The organism is Geomicrobium sp. JCM 19037 (genome assembly GCF_000698105.1).
Taxonomy (GTDB): domain Bacteria; phylum Bacillota; class Bacilli; order Bacillales; family Marinococcaceae; genus Geomicrobium_A.
In genome coordinates, this window is sequence record NZ_BAWZ01000005.1 from 23,207 (window position 1) to 40,194 (window position 16,988).

The 16,988-nt window shown below is 44.4% G+C and carries 18 protein-coding genes and 2 pseudogenes; 9 read left to right on the forward strand and 11 right to left on the reverse strand.

Going from position 1 to position 16,988, the window contains the following annotated elements:
• Nucleotides 1-7 precede the first annotated feature (7 nt).
• Both JCM19037_RS04130 and mscL read left to right on the forward strand, forming a co-directional pair.
• Nucleotides 8-424, forward strand: a complete 417-nt coding sequence (locus JCM19037_RS04130; protein ID WP_304412686.1) for a PaaI family thioesterase — start codon at nt 8-10, stop codon at nt 422-424.
• 41 nt (nt 425-465) lie between these two features.
• Nucleotides 466-948 (forward strand): large-conductance mechanosensitive channel protein MscL, encoded by a 483-nt coding sequence (gene mscL / locus JCM19037_RS04135; protein ID WP_081829042.1) that lies wholly within the window; start codon nt 466-468, stop codon nt 946-948.
• 233 nt (nt 949-1,181) lie between these two features.
• On the opposite strand, the gene JCM19037_RS04140 is transcribed toward mscL, so the two are convergent.
• The 9 genes and pseudogenes from JCM19037_RS04140 to JCM19037_RS04175 all read right to left on the reverse strand — a co-directional run bounded on the left by JCM19037_RS04140 (nt 1,182) and on the right by JCM19037_RS04175 (nt 9,676).
• A complete protein-coding gene (locus JCM19037_RS04140; RefSeq protein WP_042398189.1) occupies nt 1,182-1,487 on the reverse strand; it encodes a hypothetical protein in 306 nt (101 codons plus the stop codon).
• Entirely contained in the window at nt 1,433-2,455 is a 1,023-nt protein-coding gene (locus JCM19037_RS04145; protein ID WP_042398193.1) for an S-layer homology domain-containing protein, read from the reverse strand. The genes JCM19037_RS04140 and JCM19037_RS04145 overlap by 55 nt, the downstream gene beginning before the upstream one ends.
• Nucleotides 2,456-2,579: 124 nt before the next feature.
• Nucleotides 2,580-4,031, reverse strand: a complete 1,452-nt coding sequence (locus JCM19037_RS04150) for an amidase family protein (RefSeq protein ID WP_042398196.1) — start codon at nt 4,029-4,031, stop codon at nt 2,580-2,582.
• Nucleotides 4,021-4,997: pseudogene (locus JCM19037_RS04155) on the reverse strand (ABC transporter ATP-binding protein). The gene JCM19037_RS04150 and the pseudogene JCM19037_RS04155 overlap by 11 nt, the downstream one beginning before the upstream one ends.
• Before the next feature lie 90 nt (nt 4,998-5,087).
• A complete protein-coding gene (locus tag JCM19037_RS04160; protein WP_255357841.1) occupies nt 5,088-6,053 on the reverse strand; it encodes a peptide ABC transporter substrate-binding protein in 966 nt (321 codons plus the stop codon).
• 17 nt (nt 6,054-6,070) lie between these two features.
• The gene (locus JCM19037_RS28185; protein ID WP_255357842.1) at nt 6,071-6,751 is read right to left on the reverse strand and encodes an ABC transporter substrate-binding protein; all 681 of its coding nucleotides are present in this window, start codon (nt 6,749-6,751) and stop codon (nt 6,071-6,073) included.
• A gap of 16 nt (nt 6,752-6,767) precedes the next feature.
• The gene (locus JCM19037_RS04165; RefSeq protein ID WP_042398198.1) at nt 6,768-7,793 is read right to left on the reverse strand and encodes an ABC transporter ATP-binding protein; all 1,026 of its coding nucleotides are present in this window, start codon (nt 7,791-7,793) and stop codon (nt 6,768-6,770) included.
• Nucleotides 7,794-7,797: 4 nt separating this feature from the next.
• A complete protein-coding gene (locus JCM19037_RS04170) occupies nt 7,798-8,742 on the reverse strand; it encodes an ABC transporter permease (protein WP_042398201.1) in 945 nt (314 codons plus the stop codon).
• A 1-nt stretch (nt 8,743) separates the two neighbouring features.
• A complete protein-coding gene (locus JCM19037_RS04175; protein ID WP_042398204.1) occupies nt 8,744-9,676 on the reverse strand; it encodes an ABC transporter permease in 933 nt (310 codons plus the stop codon).
• Between the two features lie 280 nt (nt 9,677-9,956).
• Here JCM19037_RS04175 and JCM19037_RS04180 point away from each other — a divergent pair, with 280 nt between their 5' ends.
• Nucleotides 9,957-10,475: a type 1 glutamine amidotransferase domain-containing protein gene (locus tag JCM19037_RS04180; protein ID WP_042398207.1), complete on the forward strand. Its 519-nt coding sequence runs from the start codon at nt 9,957-9,959 to the stop codon at nt 10,473-10,475.
• Between the two features lie 106 nt (nt 10,476-10,581).
• Here JCM19037_RS04180 and JCM19037_RS04185 read toward each other — a convergent pair whose 3' ends face one another.
• Complete coding sequence (locus JCM19037_RS04185; RefSeq protein ID WP_042398209.1) at nt 10,582-11,529, reverse strand: MBL fold metallo-hydrolase; 948 nt, start codon at nt 11,527-11,529, stop codon at nt 10,582-10,584.
• Nucleotides 11,530-11,607: 78 nt separating this feature from the next.
• On the opposite strand from JCM19037_RS04185, the gene JCM19037_RS04190 reads away from it, so the two are divergent.
• A complete protein-coding gene (locus JCM19037_RS04190; RefSeq protein ID WP_052363524.1) occupies nt 11,608-11,943 on the forward strand; it encodes a histidine phosphatase family protein in 336 nt (111 codons plus the stop codon).
• Between the two features lie 186 nt (nt 11,944-12,129).
• On the opposite strand, the gene JCM19037_RS04195 is transcribed toward JCM19037_RS04190, so the two are convergent.
• The gene (locus JCM19037_RS04195) at nt 12,130-13,212 is read right to left on the reverse strand and encodes a DUF3500 domain-containing protein (RefSeq protein WP_052363525.1); all 1,083 of its coding nucleotides are present in this window, start codon (nt 13,210-13,212) and stop codon (nt 12,130-12,132) included.
• 122 nt (nt 13,213-13,334) lie between these two features.
• Here JCM19037_RS04195 and JCM19037_RS04200 point away from each other — a divergent pair, with 122 nt between their 5' ends.
• The 5 genes and pseudogenes from JCM19037_RS04200 to JCM19037_RS04220 all read left to right on the forward strand — a co-directional run bounded on the left by JCM19037_RS04200 (nt 13,335) and on the right by JCM19037_RS04220 (nt 16,922).
• Nucleotides 13,335-14,243, forward strand: a complete 909-nt coding sequence (locus JCM19037_RS04200) for an aldo/keto reductase (RefSeq protein ID WP_081829047.1) — start codon at nt 13,335-13,337, stop codon at nt 14,241-14,243.
• Between the two features lie 48 nt (nt 14,244-14,291).
• Nucleotides 14,292-15,035: a type I methionyl aminopeptidase gene (gene map / locus JCM19037_RS04205; protein ID WP_042398212.1), complete on the forward strand. Its 744-nt coding sequence runs from the start codon at nt 14,292-14,294 to the stop codon at nt 15,033-15,035.
• A 72-nt stretch (nt 15,036-15,107) separates the two neighbouring features.
• Nucleotides 15,108-15,967 (forward strand): annotated as a pseudogene (locus JCM19037_RS04210) (NAD(P)-dependent oxidoreductase).
• 10 nt (nt 15,968-15,977) lie between these two features.
• Nucleotides 15,978-16,157 (forward strand): hypothetical protein, encoded by a 180-nt coding sequence (locus JCM19037_RS04215; protein WP_042398215.1) that lies wholly within the window; start codon nt 15,978-15,980, stop codon nt 16,155-16,157.
• A gap of 48 nt (nt 16,158-16,205) precedes the next feature.
• Nucleotides 16,206-16,922 carry a 3-ketoacyl-ACP reductase gene (locus tag JCM19037_RS04220; protein ID WP_042398218.1) on the forward strand — a complete coding sequence of 239 codons (717 nt, stop codon included), beginning with the start codon at nt 16,206-16,208 and terminating at the stop codon, nt 16,920-16,922.
• Nucleotides 16,923-16,988: the final 66 nt, after the last annotated feature.

Sequence of the window (16,988 nt, forward strand, 5' to 3'; positions counted from 1 at the left end):
AATGAAAGTGGGACAAGACTATTTTGAAAATATCGACGGGCGTATTTCGGGCACGATTATTGACCATTTGAATATCGAGTTTATTGAAACCGATCCTGACCGGCTCGTCTTGAAGATGCCAATTACAAAAGCAACGCATCAGCCGGCTGGAATTCTTCACGGCGGGGTGTCAGTCGTTTTGGCCGAAACAGCTGCTTCGGTCGGGACGGCAATCAACATCGACTTGTCAAAAAAAATACCCGTCGGGTTAGAGATTAATGCAAATCATGTTCGCAGTAAGCAGGAAGGGGAAGTGTATGCGACGGCAATTCCTGTACATAAAGGTCGAACAACGATGATTTGGGAAATCAAAATTACCGATGAACAAGATAAACTCATCTGCACATCCCGTTGTACAATGGCAGTGATCGATAAAAAAGAGTAGAATAAACACTGAATCAAATGCTGTGGAGGAAATAGACGTGTATGTGGAAAGAATTTAAAGCTTTTATCGCTCAAGGAAATGTGATTGACTTGGCGGTCGCTGTCGTTATCGGTACCGCATTTCAACAAATTGTTAGCGCACTTGTGGACAATATCATTATGCCACTCGTCGGAGTCATTCTTGGTGGTGTGGACTTTTCGACACTCGTCATCGGTGTTGGAGAAGCACAAGTGGAGTACGGCCTGTTCATTCAAGCGATTGTAGACTTCTTTATTATCGCTATGGCCATCTTTATTTTTGTAAAAGTGGCTACTAAACTTATGAAGAAGCGCGCTAATGAAGAAGAGGAGCCAGCACCAGAAGAACCAACGGCTACTGAGCTGTATCTCAAAGAAATTCGCGATCTTCTCCATGCTGAGCAAGAAGAAAAACAAACATCAACTAAGGATGAGAATGTCGAGCCAGCTAGTTCAGAAGATCACGAGATTGAAACTGCCGAGGAACAACCAAAAGACGAGCGCTGACCAAACGGTCGACGCTCGTTTTTGACATTGGTGTGTGTCATTGGCGTTTGAACTTATTTAAGCTGATTTAATTAGAAACGAGCCATTTTTTAGGTGAAATCTTCAATAGTAAGATTTCCAATTTCGATGATGTGTTTTTCGCACACCTCGTAAACCAACAAAAACCTTCCCATAGACAGTGCTTTAGGAAGGTTTTTACTCGAGTAAGCATCGGTCAGAGAAACAACCTAGCTTTAGCGGTGTTCTTTACTTTGAATAATGGCGTCTGTAGTTTTCCCGCCACGCTCATCTGCGTAAAACGTAAGTGCATAATCTTCTGTTTCATAGTTATAGGCGTACATCCCGCCTTCACTATCTAGCCTCACACCTTCTGAAACTGTGCCGAAATGTTGATTCAATTCAGTAGGAGTCATGCCAATATGTGCTCCGAAAATATCGGTCGTTGGGTTACCGATCCAATAACCATTGACTGTAGGGTTGTTTGCTAGTCCGTCATAGAAATAGCCATTTTGGTCATAGAAGATGTAAGCTCCTCCCATAAACCAATCTTCACTCGTGGGGTGCCTTTTACCTTTTTTACATCGCTGATCAATGTACCGACCGGCATCATGCCTTCGACGTCACTACCACCATTACCAATAAACGAAAAACTCAACCTACCTTCTTGATAATAGAGTGTGTATTCAATGCCAAACGTATCGTCTGTCGTCACTAAGCGAATGACTGCAATGTCATCCATCGGTGTGGCATCCAATATGTCGAGATCGTTCGTGAAGGAGAAGTTATCCGGAGATAAGTTCTCAATTGTTTCGGTATAGTGGACATCAAATGTGTTTCGGTCGATTTGCTGAACTCTTGTAATGCCGAGAGCTTCCGTGTATTGAACGCTCAGTGAACGGTCAATAAACGTAGCAAATTGTCCACGGCTCACATTTTCTCGAGGTCGGAAGTTTCCATCACTCGTTCGTGTAATCTCGTGTTGGGAGAGGATTCCGATATTTGCTTGATGGGCTTCGCTTGCTCGGTCAATATCGGTAATTGGTTCCTGATTCCCTCCTTCAACAATGAGCTCTAGTTCAAAAGCTCGCACGAGAACCGAAGCCATTTGTTCCCGAGATATGTCTTGATGAGGTGCGAATATTGTGTTTCCTTCACGACCATTCATAATGCCCGCTTCTTGAACGGCATAAATTGCTGCAGCGTGCGGGTGTTCGTTCGTAACGTCTGCAAAAAGGTTGTCTGGCAGTGTGTTTTGATCTGGTAGATCAAGTTGCAATGCTCTTGCAATAATCACGGCAACGTGACCTCGGCTTATGGACGCTTGAGGTTGGTATGTACCGTCGGAGTATCCATTAATAAATCCGTACTCTGCAACTCTCTCAATTGCTCCATAATGAGTGTGGTTTTCATTCACATCTAAAAACGTCGGGGATTCTGCGGCAATTGTCATTTGTGGCACGAGAGCTAGAGCACTCATTGCCATGGCGGCTGTTACGGTTCTTTTCATCACATTGCTCCTCACATGTAGGTATAAAAGCATATATCTCTATTATGCCATAAGTTCTTATAATTTTCTTTAAATTAATGAACGAAAAACTCTAGACCAATAGAAAGGTCTAGAGATATATGCGTTATGAAAATACAGGTGGCTTACGTAGTCGGGTCGCCTGTTCCAGGCTAGATCCAATTTCAATCAAGGTGCGCTCATGAAATGCTCGTCCTGTAAAGGTTACTCCAAAAGGTTGACCATTTGGCATGAAGCCAGCCGGAATCGCTACGGACGGGAGACCAGCACGAGCGCCAACTGCAAATCCAGTGGCACTAGGGAACAAAATCGCATCCAGGTTGTAGTGTGCGATCGTGTTTTCGATGCTCTCTTCATCATGTAACCCTTCGTTCTTGATTTTTTGTAAGAGCCATTCCCGGTTTGCGAGCTCTTCTTTTCGATCGGTACCGGATAGTAAGCTGTCAAACCCATACGGTTGCTCAGAAGCATGTTCAAAATAATAAGCGAGCAGTTCATCGAAGTTTTGAAAGTTTGTTGGTGGTGTTGCTGTTTGAAAAAATGTAGTGAGTGAATGTTTAATTTCATAACGAAGTAGTGACGGAATCTGCTTATGAATATCGGGAATATCAATGTTTTCAACGATTTCTGCCCCAAGTGATTCAACCGTTTGAACGATGGATTCATAAAGGACATCGTTCACATGAGGGGTCATATCTTCAGGGATGGCTCCTCGGTAGATGCCGATTCGCTTATCTTTCAATCCGTCTTCGTCCAAGTGCTCACTATATTTTGTCGGTGAACCTGGAACGCCGTGCGTCGTCGGATCATCTACGTCCACACCGGCGATCGTGTCGAGAACGATCGCTGCATCGGCAACGGTCCGTGTTAGTGGGCCCGCTACATCTTGTGAATAAGACAGCGGGATGATGCCAGAGCGACTGATGAGACCATACGTAGGTTTAATGGTTACTAGAGCATTTCTAGCTGCTGGATTGAGTAGTGAACCAGACGTTTCTGTACCAATGCTCACAGCGGCGAAATTGCTGGCGATTGCAGCGGCAGAACCAGAAGAACTTCCGCCAACATCAAAAGTATCTGGTCCGTAAGGGGCAAGAACAAGCCCTGCCCGGCTACTAAAGCTGTTTGGCATACCTTCTTTACCGATGCGGTGTGCGAGCTCAGTCATGTTCGCTTTGCCGAGGATGATAGCACCGGCATTGCGAAGCTTTTTAACGAGAAACGCATCATTGGCGGCTTTCCAATCTTTGAGTGCAGTTGTCCCTGCACTTGTAGACAACGCATCGCCGGTTTGGATGTTGTCTTTAACGAGTATAGGAATGCCATGCAATGGACCCGTAAGACCGGATTGTTTGAACTTTTGATCCAACGTTTTTGCAATGGTGAGGGCGTCTGGTGCAATATCAAGCACAGCGTTAATGCACGGTCCATCTTGGTCAAACAGTGCAATTCTCTCCATATAGTACATCGTTAACTTCTGAGCTGTAAGCGTGCCCGCGAGAAAAGCTTCATGAATATCATGGATCGTTGTTTCTTCGTGCCAGTAGTTAGCGAGCATGTGATGTCTCCTCATACAGATGACAAGCGACAAAATGTCCAGGTTTTGCTTCTTGCCACACCGGTTTCATTTGTGAACAGATGTCCATAGCTTCTGGGCAGCGGGTACGGAATACGCAACCGCTTGGTGGATTGACAGGACTCGGTACCTCGCCTTTTACGATAATTCGATCTCGTGTTTGTTCAATAGAAGGGTCAGGTACTGGAATGGCTGATAGCAAGATGTTCGTATACGGGTGCAATGGCTCTCGATATAAATCTTCACTCGTCGTCATTTCCACGAGATTACCAAGATACATCACACCAATTCGGTCACTAATATGTTTAACCATTGCTAAATCATGCGCAATAAACAAATATGTCAGGTTATGCTCTTTTTGCAAGTTTTTCATAAGGTTAACGACTTGGGCTTGGACTGAAACATCCAACGCTGAGATCGGCTCATCAGCGATGATGAATTCAGGATTTACAGCAAGAGAACGTGCGATTCCGATCCGTTGTCGTTGCCCACCACTAAATTCGTGTGGATAACGGCTCGCATGTTCTTTTTGCAGTCCTACTGTTTCTAGTAATTCGTGAATTCTCTTCTCACGTTTTTTGCCCGGGTACAACTTATGGATGTCCATGCCTTCACCGATACACATCGCAACATTCATCCTAGGGTTTAGGGAAGCGTATGGATCTTGAAAGATCATTTGCACCTTTTGATTGAAATCTTTTCGTTTCCGGCCACGGATATGAGCCACTTCTTGACCGTTAAATTGCACATGACCTTCACTGCTGTTGTACAAGTTAATGATTGTTCTTCCGGTCGTTGACTTACCACAACCAGATTCACCGACAAGACAAATGTCTCTCCTTTATAAATGTCAAAGGAAATGTCATCCACGGCTTTTAGAACTTGATTTTTACCGACGTGAAAATGCTTTTTTAAATTTTTGACTTCCAGTAGTTTTTCCGCTGTCATGTTTTCACCTGCTAACCTAGTCTCTTTGTATCTACAAAACCGACGGAAGGATAAAGCATGGGTGCCCGCATGCGGACACCCTATGAAGGATTAGTCTAAGCTCGCCCATTTTAGTTCTACGAACCCTACAGCATGACGGACAACATCGTTTACTTCAGGTTTATACAAGAACGTATGGTTATAGAAGTACAGAGGTACAATTGGAGCTTCTTCCATAAGAATCGCTTCCGCTTCATAAAGCAATTCAAAACGAGCATCTGGGTCTTCTTCTGTGTAGCTTTCATTGATAAGTGCGTCGTATTCTTCGTTTGAGAAATCGGTCCGGTTCATCGGATTGTTCGTTGTGAATACGTCTAAGAAGTTAATCGGATCATTATAACCACCGAGGAACGAAGAGCGAGAGTATTGTAAGTCCACATTTTGTTGAGCTTCTAGGAATACAGACCACTCACTATTCTCTAGCTCAATATCAATGTCTAAGTTCGTTAACAACATCTCTTGCATCGCTTGAGATACGATACTGTGTTGGTCAGAAGTGTTGTAAGAAAGCGTAACCGTTGGCAACTCGTCATAGCCTTCTTCCGCCATACCTTCTTCCAAAAGTTGTACCGCACGTTCTGGGTCATACGCATAGAAATCTTCAACATGATCACGGTAGTCATCGCCATCGGGCGTTAAGAAGCCGTACGCCACAAACCCGTGAGCAACGTTTTCATTCCCTTGGATAATCTGATCAACAATCACTTGACTATCAATCGCATAGTTAAACGCTTGGCGAATTTTTTTGTTATGGAACGGTTCTTCATTCACATCAAATCGTTGGAACTCGATTCCAGCACGAGGGGCTACGAATGAATCCTCACTATCAACAAGCGTCTCCATCATGTCTGCTGGAATGTCGACAATATCTAATGTGCCATCCTCGTAGAGTTGGTAAGCAGTGGAAGAATCATCGACCATTTCAAACTGCACACCGTCAAGGTTTACACTGTCTGCATCCCAATAGTTTTCATTTTTTTCAAGTACAATTCGAACGTCGTGGTCCCACTCTACCATGTTGAACGGACCGTTTGTTACGATCGTATCGATGCTTCCTGCCAGTTTGCATCATCTTCAACCGTCTCTTGATGTACAGGGAAAAGTTGTGGCATCGCAGTGATTGAAGGGAAGAAGTCAGTAGGGTTTTCCATTACAACTTCCAACGTTTGTTCGTCAATCGCTGTTACTTGAACGTCTTCTTCGTCACCTTCTCCAGCGTTAAATGCTTCAGCACCGGCAATCCAGTAAGAATGTTGGGCAGCCCCAGACGCTGTGTCAGGGTCAGCTAAACGCTTAAACGAATATTCAAAGTCGTGGGCAGTTACAGGTTCACCGTTTGACCACTCGACCCCGTCGCGAATATAGAATGTATACGTTAATCCATCATCTGATACATCCCAATCTTCTGCCATCGCAGGTTCAGGAACAGCTTCGTCTTGTGCCAGGCGGGTGAGGCCTTCACCTGTGTTGTTGAGGATCGTATAAGAATACTCATCGTTACCAATCGGTGGATCAAGAGACGTTGGCTCTTGACCATTGTTCATGACGAGCACATTGTCGCCAACATCATCAGCGGCATCATCAGCCTCTGATTCGCCATCGTCTGTTGACGTATCGTCTCCGTCAGAATCGGTTTCCTCACCTGAACATGCAGCGAGAAGAAGTACCATGCTGAGAAGCATTGCGAATAGTAAAACAAACCATTTCCTTTTCATACAAATTCCCCCTTAGTTATGTGTGTTGACGACTTGCTTGTATAGAGTGAGCGCGCGCATCTTGCAACCAACAGTGGACATAATGATCATGCCCGAGGTCTGACTCTGGTGGAGCGTGCTCTTTACACACTTTCATGGCATACTCACAACGAAAATAAAACGGACAACCTTCTGGTGGATTCATGAGGTTTGGTGGGGTGCCCGGCACTGGAATTAGCGGCTGGTCTCGGTCACCGTCAAGACGGGGGACCGATTTTAAGATGCCTTCAGTGTATGGATGTTGGTGTTGCTGGAAAACAGTAGCACTCGTCCCGGTCTCAGCAATCTTGCCAGCGTACATGACGCAAATGCGATCGGCAATTTGCGCAACAACCCCTAGATCATGAGTAATAATAATGATCGCAACGCCAGTTTTACGTTGTATTTCTTTGAAAAGATCAATGATCTGTGCTTGGATGGTGACATCCAACGCGGTTGTCGGTTCATCAGCAATGAGGATATCTGGCTTACAAACAAGCGCCATCGCAATCATGAGGCGCTGCCTCATCCCACCGCTAAATTGATGAGGGTGCTGTTTCATTCGTTTTTCTGGGTCAGCAATGCCGACGAGTTGAAGCATTTCAATGGCTTCTTTCGTTGCATCTGCTTTAGAGATCTTTTGGTGTCTCATAAGCCCTTCACGGATTTGCTCACCGACGGTAATGACCGGGTTTAAGGAAGTCATCGGATCTTGAAAAATCATGCCCATTTCGAGTCCACGAAGTTTTTGCATTTCTTTCTCCGACAATGTTGTCAATTCTTTGCCTTTGTATCGAATGCTTCCCTCTTTATATTTGCCTGGAGGTTGTGCGATCAAGCGCATGATGCTCTGCGCGGTGACGCTTTTACCACAGCCTGATTCGCCAACGATAGCAAGTGTTTCGCCCTTTGATAGGGAAAAACTAACGCCTCTAACCGCTTGGACCTCCCCGCGCTTTGTGGAGAAGGAAACGTGTAGGTTGTCTACTTCTAGAAGCAATTCCGGATTCGTTCGATCAGCCATAGTTTCACTTCCTCATCTTAGGGTCGAGTGCATCACGTAATCCGTCACCGAATACGTTAAACGCAAACATCGTTAATGATATAAAGAAGGCCGGGAAAAACAATCGCCACCAATAACCGGTTTGAATGACCCCTAATGCATCATTGGCCATCGTCCCCCAACTTGCTACAGGTGCTTGAACGCCTAAACCTAAAAAGCTAAGAAACGCTTCAGCAAAAATCGCTGATGGAATCGTGAGGGTCATCGAAACGATAATCGGGCCGGACGTATTCGGCAAGAGGTGCTTGCGAATAATCCTTGAGTTGCTACCGCCGAGTACCCTTGATGCAAGGACGTATTCAGATGATTTGAGTTGCAACACTTGCCCTCTGACGAGTCGAGCCATCCCGATCCAGCCAGTAATAGAAAGGGCGACAATAATTGTAAACAATCCAGGACCCATCACAACCATGAGAAGTACAACAACGAGCAAGTACGGTAGCCCGTAAAGCACATCAACAATACGCATCATGACATTGTCTACACGTCCACCGCGGTAGCCTGAAATTCCTCCGTACGTAACACCGATAATAAATTCGATGACGGCAGCGGCGAGTCCAATAAATAAGGACACACGTGCACCGTACCAAACCCGCGTAAACACATCTCGCCCTAGCTCGTCAGTACCGAACCAATACGTGCCATTAGGTGAAGTATTCGATTCCAAAATGGATTGAGAGCGATAAGTATGTTCCGTTAGCCACGGACCAATAATTGCCATAATGGAGAGAAGGATAATGAGAATTAAACCGAGTGTCGCCAGTTTGTTTGAAAATAACCGTCCCATTACATCTCGCCAATAACTATCGCCTTTTTGCTGCCTAGTATCGACCTGTTGTTCTTTCGGAAGAGGAACAAACAAGTCATCAGGAACGCGAGAAGGGCTTGTTTCCTTACGCTTTGATTCCATGTTATTCCTCCTTCTTATGAAGTTGTATTCTTGGGTCGATAATGCCGTAAACAACATCAACGATAAACATCATGACGATAAAAATCGTACTGTAAATAATCGTTGTCGCCATAATCATCGGATAATCTCGGTTCGTAATGCTGTCGACAAAATATTGACCTACGCCCGGAATTGCAAAAATTCTTTCAACGACAAAACTTCCTGTGAAAATACTCGCTACAAGTACACCAAGAATGGTGATGACGGGAAGTAAAGCATTCCTTAACGCATGCTTTACGACGATTTGCCAAGCAGATAAGCCCTTCGCCTTTGCCGTACGAATGTAATCTTCGGTTAACACTTCGAGCATATTGGAACGAGTCATCCGGGCAATAATGGCCATCGGTCCAGAAGAAAGTGCAAGTGCGGGTAAAATCATATGCCGCCACGTACCCCACTGAGCGGTTGGAAAGAAGTCAAATTGTGTGCTTATGTACTGGATGAATAACATAGCTTGAATAAAGTTCGGAATTGATATTCCAATAATTGCAATAAACATGGTTGCATAATCTATCATTCGGTTGTGTCGAAGCGCAGCGAGAACACCAAGAATGATGCCTGAAATCACCGCAAACATTAACGTCACAAACCCGAGCTGCAACGATGCAGGAAAACCGCTAATGAGCATATCGTTGACTTCTCTTGAACGCGTGACCATCGACGGTCCGAAATCAAACGTGACGGCGTTCGTTAAGTACGTAAAGTATTGCATAATCACGGGTTGGTCTAAGTTATAATGTGCCATCATATTCTCACGAGCTTGTTCCGACATGCCGACATCATCAACATCTAGTGGGCTGCCGGGTGCTAGTTGCATCAGAACAAAAGTAATTGTAATGATGACCCATAATGTCACGAGTAGCCAAAGAAAGCGCTTTCCTATAAATTGAAGCAAGTCATTGTTTCCTCCTTTCTCGTCATGGAGTGTGTTTTTAATGAGAATATTGAGAAAATGGCGTCTTGATAGTATTACAATAATGGAAGTAGACGCCCAAGTCAATTCATTTTCAGTGAATATTGCTAACTTTCATGATAGATTTGCTATCCATGTATAATGAAACGTTATCAATTTACTTTTGATAAATCAATTGTTTAAGAGTTGTATGTTCAGGGAAGGACATGACTAATAAGGCAGTAGCCTTTAACCGATCATGCATAGAAAGGTTGATTATACAATGGCAAAGAAAGTAGCAGTACTCATCACAGATCTTTTTGAAGACAGTGAGTTTACAGATCCAGCCAAAAACCTTGAACAAGCAGGACATGAAATTGTAACGATAGAGAAAAAAGCAGGCAATGAAGTGACTGGCAAGAAAGATGGAACGAAAGTGACAATCGACAAAGGCATTGACGACGTTTCGCCAGAGCAATTTGATGCGTTGCTCTTACCTGGAGGATTTTCACCAGACATCTTGCGTGGCGATGACCGTTTTGTTGATTTTACGAAAGCATTCGCAGATGCAGGAAAACCGATTATGGCCATTTGCCACGGTCCACAACTGCTCATTAATGCAGACGTATTAAAAGGAAGAACTGTAACTGGTGTGAAACCGATCGTACCGGACTTAAAAAACGCAGGCGCAAACTTTAAAGATGAAGAAGTTGTCGTTTGCCAAGGAAATCTTGTCACGAGTCGAACACCAGATGATTTACCCGCATTTAACCGGGAGTCATTAAAAGTGCTCGAATCTTAAATAATAAATGCCCTGCCCCCTGAATAACAGGCGGCAGGCATTTGCATTTCGAAAGTAAAAACTTTCAGCCTAGCTAAAGCCGATACGTTGACAAGCTTTGAATTGATTAACGGGCAGAGTACATGTACACACCGTGCTTATACTCCTTATCAACCATGTGCAATTGCTCCATATAATCCAAATGACCAATGATTTCTGACATGACGAGGGGGAATTGGCTCTTGTAACGCTTCTCGTACATTTGCTTTGCCACGTCACTAGCTGTTTGTTGTGATGTGTAAAGCAAATCGCGAATGGCGTCAGTTTTTCTTTTGACCCCTTCAAGCCGTTCGTGAATGAGCGCTTTAGGGTCAGTGATTACTGAACCATGACCGGGATGAACCGTATTCACATTCGTGTTTGCAATTTTTTGCAATGACTGCACGTGTTGACTAAGTGCTTGGATCCGTTCTCCATCCTCGTTTGGTTCAACAATCGCATTACTGGATATATGGCCAATGAGCAAATCACCACTGATGAGCAAATCGCGATATTGAAAGGCAATCTGATCGGGTGAATGACCTGGCACTTCTAACACCTCAAATCCAAAAAGTGATTGCTCCACATCCACATACGTCAATTCCCCGTCAATGGCTTGACTGGCATTCGCATCTAATGACGCGAGCAGATGTTGAATTTGCTCCTTGCCAACGTCACCACAACCAGATTCACGATAGAGTTGTTCATAGAAAGCGATGCGCATGTCCATAAAGTTCGGCTCACGTCGCAATCGTGGTGTAGACTTTTCATGAACATATAAAGGGATTTCCACTTTGCCTCTAATGGTATTTACGAGTCCGACATGATCAGGGTGGTGGTGAGTAAGTAGAATTGCGCTCAAATCCGTAACTTCGTAGCCTAAGCGATGCAATTCACTTTGTAAATCATCCCAACATGTTTCTGTAGGATAGCCCGCATCGAGCAGTAAAAGATCCCGATCCGTCTCAATGATGTAAAAGTTAATGCTTTTTAATGAAGACTTGGTTGTTGAATAGATCGGGTGTATCAAAATCAAAAGAAGTTCCTCCTTGCAATCAATGAAAGCGAAATATACAGTATATTCTATCATGAATATCGCTATGGAGGCATAGAAATGGATCAGACAATCTACCTTGTTCGTCATGCGCATGCTAATTATCAAGCCGATGAACGAACGCGTGAACTATCGGAAAGAGGAATGAAAGAGCGCCAGCTCCTCGCTGATTATTTTGAAGGGATTTCAATTACAGCGATTGTGTCTAGCCCTTACCGAAGAGCGGTTCAAACGGTTGAAACTGTTGCGGAAAAGAAAGGGTTGCCGATTACTTGCGATGAGCGGTTTCGAGAACGTCTTATCAGAAAAGGCTATATTGAAAATTTTACTGAAGTAGTCAAGCAGATGTGGCAGAACCATCATTCTCATTTCCTGACGGTGAATCCAATGAAGTAGGCACAAGTCGTATTGTTGATGGTTTTTTTGCACACGCACAAACCGGCTCGACACTCATTTCAACACACGGAAACATTCTCACCCTGTTGCTCTATTCTTTCGATCGGGCATACAATTACCGACATTGGCTGAACATGCCGATGCCGGCATTGTATCGTTTAGACAAAGCTGAAGGTGGATGGACGATTAGTCCACAAACTCTCCAGCATAATCAAACTGTTTATCCCGCCAAACCGTGTGAAAATGAGGATCGCTAGCGTTAGAAGCTCCTTCTTTTGCAGACCACTCTAGCCATACTCTTGGACCATCAATTCTTGCGTAAGCACTAGGTTCATTCATGTCAGAGTGACCAGACCAAGCAATAGTTGTTTCATTAAGCGCAACTTCTTCGAGGTAAGCATTTACGGTTTCACTTTCAGGAGAAGCGGCTGTCCAAGTAGTCACTACGTCTTTAAAGAGTTCCTGCTGCTGAGCGGAAAGCGCGCTGTATGCGATTCCCATTTTTTCTGGGAAGCTGTTGTCTTTCTCTGGACCTAGAACAATATCTTCATGTAGCTCTCCGAGTTTTGCCGCATCGATTTGCTCCTCACTTAAAGAATCAAATAACGTCTGTAGGCTGTTTTTTTCATCGTGAAGGGGTTCATAAGTCACCCCGTCCCACCACGTAAACTGACCGGGTTCTACCCCGAGAAATTGAGGGGTAACATGAGCGACGTTCTCGTGAATAACGATGTTCTTTGCAAGGTGATGACCGCTAAATTGCAGCATCCAAACATCATCATCAGAAGGGGTTCCATGTATGGAAATCGAATAAAGCCCAGCACCGAGAGTATCATCGGTATTGTCGGTGTGCAAAAACGCATCGGCTTTCATTACGTCTGTAAGCTGTTTGTACCCCTCTTCACTTTGTGTGGAGCGAATGAGCTGTAATGCGGCACGAATATTTTCTGCATTTAGCTCATGAAAAGAAGCGCCATTTCTCGTTTCTTCATGAAGAGGCGCATTATCCCAATTCATCACTGTCTCTTCCTTGAAATCAAGCTGAACACGATGCTGGTCTTCAGGTGAGAGAGTTGAAAGAAAAACCTTCGCGGCTTTGGTTGGGGAATCAGGTACAGGTTGTTCAAAAGAACTGTCAATCATTTCGATTAATCGTGCGGTTTCTTCTGATTGTGCCTTATGTATGGAAACGCCAGTGTCCTCAGTGTTGTGTGTTGCGACAATTGTGGTCAGTAATAGAGTAGCGGTGAACAAGATCGGTTTAAACATGACCATGCCTCCTAAATGATTTAATGTTAGTATTTCCAAAAATTGAGAAGAACATGCTTGGAATCTAAAGGCGAAGAAAGATATAATGAAGAGTATATCGATGATTAGAGGAGGGTTGATTAATGTCGAATGAATCAATGAAAGATGTTGTTCGTTTTCATAACGGCGTCATGATGCCGCAGCACGGTTTTGGGGTTTATCTCATTAATGAACCTTCAGAGGCAGAGACCGCGATTACAACGGCTATTGATGCTGGTTACCGATCTTTTGATACGGCTCAACTCTATGAGAATGAACGGCTAATTGCTGAGCAACTTAGAGGAACATCACCGTCGATTAACGACGTATTTATGACAACGAAAATACACAATGATCATCAAGGGTATGACAACACGCTCCAGTCGTTTGAACGTTCGATGAACGAGATGCAGCTGGATCGTTTAGATCTTTTACTCGTGCATTGGCCGAGTAGACAGCATCTGTTCGATACGTGGAAAGCACTAGAGCGATTGTATGATGAAGGTACAGTAAGAGCCATTGGCGTATGCAACTATCAAGTTGATCACTTGGAACGGTTAGCTACGAAAGCAAACGTCAAACCGATGATTAACCAAGTGGAATGCCACCCATACTTGACGCAATACGCACTAAAAGATTACATGGATGAGCAAGATATTGTGTTTGAAGCGTGGAGTCCAATCGGACGGGGAATTGTCCTTGAAGATCCCGTTCTTCAAGAGATTGCAAAGAATCACAATAAATCCGCCGCACAAGTGGCATTACGCTGGCATTTGCAACAAGACTCGGTCATCATTCCGAAATCAGTGACGCCAACACGAATTTATGAAAATACGAACATTTACGACTTTCAATTAACAGAACAAGACATGCATCGCATCGATGCACTAAATCAAGATGCGAGAAGAGGACCGGACCTGACGAAGTGTACGAGAGAATCTAAATCGAATACAAAAGATTCATCGTTGGTGACATGTGTATCGTTTGTAATCGCATCAGTTGTTTGCAAATGAACGGATAGGATACAATAGTCCACAGCGATGAATAAAGGAGACCGGTCGATGATTGCGACATCTAAGAAAGATATACACGGACTAAAAGAAGCAGGGAAAGTCATCTCAGAAATTAGAGATGAAATGATTGCCCACACTAAACCAGGCATCACGACAAAACAGTTAGATGAAATAGCCGAGCGAATGTTCAAAAAGTACGGTGCCATTTCTGCACCGATCAGTACGTACAACTTCCCAGGCTACACGTGCATCTGTGTAAATGAAGAAGTGGCTCATGGCATTCCTGGTGATCGAGTCATCCAAGACGGAGAGCTCGTAAATATCGACGTGTCCGGAGCGTATAACGACTATTGGGTGGATACTGGAAAGTCATTGATTGCTGGGGAGACGAAGAGTGAAGAGTTGGAACAGCTGCTGAAGGCGACGGATGTTGTATTTGATGCGGGTCTTCAGAAGTTTAAAGCTGGAGCGAAAATGAACGGTGTAGGTCGCGCTGTTCACCGTACAGCAAAAAAACTTGGGTATACAGTGATCAAAAACCTCACGGGTCACGGTGTAGGTTCTTCCTTGCGCGATGAACCTGATCATATTTTTAACTACTATATACCGTGGGATAAAGAAGTTTTCACGAATGGTTCTGTTATCGCTTATGAACCGTTTGTATCGACTAAGGCTGAAGAGATCTATGAAAAAGACGATGGATGGACGTTGCTTACAAAAGAACGAGGATACGTCGCTCAAAAAGAACATACGATTATCGTTACACAAGATGAACCGATCATTGTCACGTAAGGAAGCGCGCCCGGGTTCGGGCGCGCTCAACAACGCAATCGTCGTAATCTACTGAATAATCGGAGGGGTAGCATGAAGAAGGTTGGATTTATCGGAATCGGTGTGATGGGTAAAAGCATGACAAAACACTTGATGGATGCGGGTTTTGACGTAAGTGTTTACACTCGGACGCCGTCAAAAGCAGACGAGCTCGTTAATGGTGGTGCAACTTGGAAAGATTCTGTCCAAGCACTGGCCCAAGATGTTGATGTTGTCATTACGATGATTGGGTACCCTAAAGATGTCGAAGATATTTATTTTGGCACAGAAGGTTGTTGAATTCAGCTAATGCACACACAACGTTCATTGATATGACTACCTCCAAACCATCATTAGCTGTTAAAATTGAAAAAGCGGCAAAGGAGCGAGGGTGTGCTGCTCTGGATGCACCTGTATCTGGTGGTGACGTGGGTGCGAGAAATGGCGCACTTACAATTATGGTCGGTGGCGATGAAGACGTGTATGACGCTTCTCTTCCTCTCTTTGAAGTGATGGGCAGCAACATTCAACGACACGGACCGGCAGGGAGCGGCCAACATGCGAAAATGTGCAACCAAATTGCGGTTGCTGCAAGTATGATTGGTGCGGCTGAAGCGCTTGGTTATGCAAAGCAAGCAGGTCTGGATGAACAAAAGGTACTTTCCACCATCTCTTCGGGGGCTGGTGGCAGTTGGACGCTAAACAACCTAGCCCCACGAATGCTGAATGGAGATTTTGAGCCTGGCTTTTATGTGAAGCATTTCATTAAAGATATGGACGTAGCACTTGAAGAGCTAGAGTCCATGGACCATGACTTACCGGGACTTCGACTTGCGAAGCGTCTCTATGACGAGCTCGCTTTGAAAGGGGAAGAAAACAGCGGTACACAAGCTGTGTACAAGCTATGGCAATAAGGAGAACAAAATGAAAGAGATTTTTAAAGATAAAACGGTACTACTGCCATTTATAACAGCCGTGATGTTGACGATTGTCTCAGCAGTCATCATGTATTTCGGAAGCCTATTGTGGATTATCTTCTTCAGTTTGGCGCAAATCAATCTATTTCTCGGCATGTACCGAATCATGAAGCACGTACAATCATAAAAGGCTTGCGAACTCCGCAAGCCTTTTCATTTTAAGGAGGAGAGTTTCATGCAAAGCTTACAAGGAAGAAAAGCACTCATCACAGGAGCAGGTTCAGGGATTGGGCAAGCCGTTGCAAAACGGCTTGCTGAAGAAGGGGTTCACGTTGTTCTAGTTGGACGAACAGAGGACAAGCTGCTTAAAACCGCTTCTTTGCTCGAAACTTATGAAGTGAACGTTGTAACAGAAGTCATGGATGTTGGCGAAGCAACGTCCGTTGAAGCCGCTGTTGCTCGCATTAAAGCAAGCATTGGCGACGTCGATATTCTCATTAACAATGCAGGCGCAGGAAAATCATCCCCGTTTCTTGAACTGACCGAGTCAGATTGGGAAGACATTTTAAATGTTAATGTGAAAGGTGTATTCCGGGTAACACAAGCGGTACTGCCAGGCATGATTGAGAAGAACCGTGGGGACATTGTCAACATTGCGTCAACGTCTGGTCTACGGGGAACGAAAGGATCAAGTGTATACAGTGCATCTAAATTCGCATTAAGAGGGTTGTCAGAAGCGTTAATGCAAGAGATGCGTCCACACAACATTCGTGTACAAACGATCAATCCGAGTAAAGTCATTACTGGATTTGGCGGCAGTGAGCCTGAGGAAAATACAGAGGACGCATTTATGCAAGCCGAAGATGTAGCCGATGTGATTGTTACTCAGCTCATGTTACATCCTCGCATGTTCGTGAAACAATCCGAGCTATGGGCAACGAACCCACGGTAAGCATGATTTTAGACAAAACCGCCAAAACTAGGGTACACTGTGGTTCGCAAGAAATACAAAGGGGTT

Bases quoted from the DNA above. Each gene is read 5' to 3' on its own strand.
- mscL (WP_081829042.1), top strand. From the start codon at position 466: ATGTGGAAAGAATTTAAAGCTTTTATCGCTCAAGGAAATGTGATTGAC.
- JCM19037_RS04140 (WP_042398189.1), bottom strand. From the start codon at position 1,487: ATGGGAGGAGCTTACATCTTCTATGACCAAAATGGCTATTTCTATGAC.
- JCM19037_RS04145 (WP_042398193.1), bottom strand. From the start codon at position 2,455: ATGAAAAGAACCGTAACAGCCGCCATGGCAATGAGTGCTCTAGCTCTC.
- JCM19037_RS04150 (WP_042398196.1), bottom strand. From the start codon at position 4,031: ATGCTCGCTAACTACTGGCACGAAGAAACAACGATCCATGATATTCAT.
- JCM19037_RS04160 (WP_255357841.1), bottom strand. From the start codon at position 6,053: ATGGTAGAGTGGGACCACGACGTTCGAATTGTACTTGAAAAAAATGAA.
- JCM19037_RS28185 (WP_255357842.1), bottom strand. From the start codon at position 6,751: ATGAAAAGGAAATGGTTTGTTTTACTATTCGCAATGCTTCTCAGCATG.
- JCM19037_RS04165 (WP_042398198.1), bottom strand. From the start codon at position 7,793: ATGGCTGATCGAACGAATCCGGAATTGCTTCTAGAAGTAGACAACCTA.
- JCM19037_RS04170 (WP_042398201.1), bottom strand. From the start codon at position 8,742: ATGGAATCAAAGCGTAAGGAAACAAGCCCTTCTCGCGTTCCTGATGAC.
- JCM19037_RS04180 (WP_042398207.1), top strand. From the start codon at position 9,957: ATGGCAAAGAAAGTAGCAGTACTCATCACAGATCTTTTTGAAGACAGT.
- JCM19037_RS04190 (WP_052363524.1), top strand. From the start codon at position 11,608: ATGGATCAGACAATCTACCTTGTTCGTCATGCGCATGCTAATTATCAA.
- JCM19037_RS04195 (WP_052363525.1), bottom strand. From the start codon at position 13,212: ATGTTTAAACCGATCTTGTTCACCGCTACTCTATTACTGACCACAATT.
- JCM19037_RS04200 (WP_081829047.1), top strand. From the start codon at position 13,335: ATGTCGAATGAATCAATGAAAGATGTTGTTCGTTTTCATAACGGCGTC.
- map (WP_042398212.1), top strand. From the start codon at position 14,292: ATGATTGCGACATCTAAGAAAGATATACACGGACTAAAAGAAGCAGGG.
- JCM19037_RS04215 (WP_042398215.1), top strand. From the start codon at position 15,978: ATGAAAGAGATTTTTAAAGATAAAACGGTACTACTGCCATTTATAACA.
- JCM19037_RS04220 (WP_042398218.1), top strand. From the start codon at position 16,206: ATGCAAAGCTTACAAGGAAGAAAAGCACTCATCACAGGAGCAGGTTCA.